The sequence below is a fragment of the Streptantibioticus silvisoli genome, from assembly GCF_027947535.2.
Classification (GTDB): Bacteria; Actinomycetota; Actinomycetes; order Streptomycetales; family Streptomycetaceae; genus Streptantibioticus_C; species Streptantibioticus_C silvisoli.
The window spans coordinates 1-2,456 of sequence record NZ_JAAGKO020000123.1; the positions used below are offsets into that span (position 1 = coordinate 1).

Genomic DNA, 2,456 nt, shown 5'->3' on the forward strand with positions numbered 1-2,456 from the left:
GGGTCCACCGTCTGACCCGGAGGAGCGGGCGCGGGCGATCTGCCTGCGGCTGCTCACCGGTACCCCCCGTACCCGCAAGCAACTCGCCGACGCCCTGCGCCGGGCTGGAGGGGCGGTAGGGATCAGGCGGCGGGAGGTGTCACGGGGAGGCCCGCTTCCCGCCAGGCCTGGAAGCCGCCGGTGAGGTCGGTGGCTCGGGGGAGGCCGAGGTCCTGAAGGGTGGTGGCGGCGAGGCTGGAGGCGTAGCCCTCGTTGCAGATGACGACGACGTGCAGGTCGGGGCCGGTGGCCTCGGGGAGGCGGTGATCGCAGAGCGGATCGAGGCGCCATTCGAGTTCGTTGCGTTCGACGACGAGGGCGCCGGGGATGGTGCCGTCGCGATCGCGCAGGGCGGCGTAGCGGATGTCGACGAGAACGGTGTCTTCGCTGGTCGCGGCGGCGTGGGCCTGGGCCGGGGTGAGGCGGTTCAGGCGTGAGCGGGCGGTGGCGAGCAGGGCGTCGATGCCGCGCGGGGAGATGTGGTCGGTGGTGGTCACCATGCCTCCGGGCGTTCGACGAGTTCGAGACGAAGGGTCTGGCCGCGGCGGCTGTAGCGGCGCATGAGCGGCAGCGGCGGGTAGTAGGCGTGGACGGAGACCGCGTGCCGTTCCTCGGAGGCGTTGACGACCTGGTGGACGTGGTGGGTGCCGAAGGCGCGGCTCCGGCCGGCGGGGAGGTGGCGGGTGCGGTCGACGTCTGTGGCCAGCTCCAGGGACTGCCATCCGGAGGTGGGGAGGGGGACGGCGACGGATTCCTCACGCAGTTCGCCGGCGGCGGTGGCGAAGGCTCCGTGCGAACCGCCGTGATCATGCCAGCCGGTCTCCGCGCCGGGTGGCCAGCCGATCAGCCACGCCTCGCTGCCGCCGGGGCCCTCAAGCCTGATCCAGGTGCGGCCCTCCGGATCGAGCGGTAGCCGTCCGACCAGTTCGGGGTCGGCGGCGGTGCGTCGGACGAAGGCCAGCAGCTGTTCGGGGGTCGGCGGCGCGACGGTTGTGACGGGTGTCCGCGCCGGGGCGGCCGCGTTCCGGAGTGGCGGCACGGAGACGGCGGGAGCGGGAGTGGGCAGGGAGACAGACATCGAAAACCGTCCCGGTGATCGCGAGGGCAGCACGCGGTCGGCGTGCTGGGGGAGAGGCGAATCAACAGGAAGGTCGACACAGGCAGCCCGCGTAGCGGAGGAAGTCCAGATGGACTCTCCGCACCAGACGCAGGCCGGTATAGGTCACGTTACGGAGTGAACCACGCCGTTCGACGGAGGGTCAAGACGCCCTGTCCGACATCCCGCATGGCGGACGGATTTCGTTATCGCCGCAGGTCAGATGGGATGTTGACGGTATCGCGGCGAGGGCGCGCTCCGCTGGGCGGGGCGGCGGTGAGTGGTCGCCGGTGCGAGCGTGGGCATGACAGTAGGCCGAGCTGCGGCCCTACAACAGTCCGAGCTGCGGCTACGCGCACCACGGGGGTGGGCGTCCGCCGTTCCGCCGGACGTCGCCAACGCGCGTCAGGGGGCTGTTGCTTGTCTGCTGCCGCGCCGTACGTCAGCGTTCGCAGGGGCTGCCGGCCTTGGTGTCGTGCGTCAGCGATCTTGTGGCGGCCCGCTATCGCGCCGGAGCGGCGCTGGCCGTCTTGGCGCGCCGCCCGCCATCGCATCACGCGGTCAGTTTTCGCAACGTGCTGTCCGGCGTCGCCCCGGGGGCGGACGCCGTCGTTTGTCTGCCGGTGCGCCGTCAGGCGTTGCAACGTGCGGTCAGCCACCGCATCGTGCTGCGCTGCCTGTGCCGCGCTGTGGTCAGCCACTCCGCGGTTCGCCGACCACTACGCCGTTGGGGTAGCCCCCGCACCGGTTGTCAGTCCTGCCGCCGAGCGGCAGCGATCTTGCTGGCGTCGGCCACCGCACCGCGCTGCCCGCGCCGCGCCATGCGCCGGCCACTCCGTCGTTCGCCGACCACCGCGCCGTGGCCACGGCCTCCGCACCGGCCGTCGGCCCCGGCGCCGCGCGGCAAGGCTTGCTGGCGTCAACCGCTGCACCGGACCGCCTGCCGCCGCGCCGCGCTGCCCACGTCGCGCCACGCATGCTGCCGCCCCGTCGGACCGCCTACCATCGCGCCCCGCATGCCGCCGCCGCGCCGAGCTGCTCGGTCCCACGTCGTCCGCCATCGCGCCGTCCGCCATCGCGCGGCCCGGCCACCCCCGCAGCCCGCCCCTGCTCCAACACCCCCTCGCTCCAACATCCCCCGCTCCAACGCCCCCCGCTGCGACAACCCTCCCCCGAACAACCCCTCACCGTCTGCGGGATCCCCCGGGTTCCTGTTCGGCGTGCGGGGGTGGGGTGTTCGGGGTGGTGCTGAAGCCTTCAGGGGCGGTGGGGGCCGGGGCGGGGTCGTACGGTTCGGGGGCGGTGGCGTACTGGTCAGGGG

2 protein-coding genes and 1 pseudogene are annotated in these 2,456 nt (G+C 73.2%); 1 reads left to right on the forward strand and 2 read right to left on the reverse strand.

Annotation, left to right across the window (positions count from 1 at the left end):
• A pseudogene (locus tag POF43_RS34320) lies at window positions 1–103 on the forward strand (recombination regulator RecX); the annotation flags it as partial.
• 19 nt (window positions 104–122) lie between these two features.
• On the opposite strand, the gene POF43_RS34325 reads toward POF43_RS34320, so the two are convergent.
• Together POF43_RS34325 and POF43_RS34330 are read right to left on the reverse strand one after the other, a co-directional pair.
• A complete protein-coding gene (locus POF43_RS34325; protein WP_282704960.1) occupies window positions 123–539 on the reverse strand; it encodes a rhodanese-like domain-containing protein in 417 nt (138 codons plus the stop codon).
• Window positions 533–1,117: a cupin domain-containing protein gene (locus tag POF43_RS34330; RefSeq protein ID WP_271325814.1), complete on the reverse strand. Its 585-nt coding sequence runs from the start codon at window positions 1,115–1,117 to the stop codon at window positions 533–535. The genes POF43_RS34325 and POF43_RS34330 overlap by 7 nt, the downstream gene beginning before the upstream one ends.
• Window positions 1,118–2,456 lie beyond the last annotated feature (1,339 nt).